The organism is Thalassobacterium maritimum (assembly GCF_031127805.1).
GTDB classification, from domain to species: domain Bacteria; phylum Verrucomicrobiota; class Verrucomicrobiia; order Opitutales; family Coraliomargaritaceae; genus Thalassobacterium; species Thalassobacterium maritimum.
This window is the reverse complement of the sequence record NZ_JARXHW010000181.1, coordinates 1-788: the sequence shown is the minus strand read 5'-3', so window position 1 is coordinate 788 and position 788 is coordinate 1. Positions and strand designations below refer to the sequence as shown.

The window sequence follows — 788 nt, the reverse complement described above, 5'->3', positions numbered from 1 at the left end:
TGACTATTAATCCAAACGCGACGACTCCAGGGGTAAGCCAAAATTTATTAAATTCTTTCTTTTTCTGTTCTTCGTCCATTTTTGTAGATCGTAGAGGCTATGCATGTATGAGCGCGAGCGAAATACATTGTCATATGCCGACTGGTTCACGCTTTTATTTGTTCGATCCTTTGTTGCTCTCAACTTCAAGATTCATGAGTTCAAAGAGTTCTGCTGTTCGAGCATAATTCCTCTGATTTAGTGAATCGTATAACTTTACAATTTCCTGTTCCAAGCGTGAGGTAGATTCATCTAATTCGGACATGCTACCTATTTCGTATTGAGTTTCTGGATGGCGATCTTCGTATTTTGAGGCGGCATCTCTTCGTATTCGCAATTCATTAATAATGTAGAGACTTTGTGATTCGCTTTTTTGTAGATCAGAAAATTGCTTATCCAGTAAGCGATAATATAGAGCTTTGTATTGCTCTAAGCCTACTTCCGACCTCAGCTTAAATGTTTCCTCTGTTCTTTGTTTATACTTCTCATTTGTTGAATTCGCCGAAGCAACGATGGCTAGACTGAGGGCTAGAGCTATTAATATCAGGTGCTTCATTCTATTTGTGAACGGTGGAGACCAGACAACCAGCCCGAATGGTCAATCGTCCAGTTGCTTTTTAGAGTTTTAAGGGCGGGTTATCTGGTTGTCTGCGTCGACTGGGTATGCCCGGCATGTTGATAACCTTATATGGTGAAAGTCCATTGTGAAAGACCTGAATAACAAATCAATCACTAGAGAAGCACAAGTG

1 protein-coding gene is annotated in these 788 nt (G+C 40.4%); it reads right to left on the bottom strand.

The annotated features are described in order from the left end of the window. Positions 1–154: 154 nt before the first annotated feature. Entirely contained in the window at positions 155–595 is a 441-nt protein-coding gene (locus QEH52_RS19930) for a hypothetical protein (protein ID WP_308952718.1), read from the bottom strand. Between the last annotated feature and the right edge of the window lie 193 nt (positions 596–788).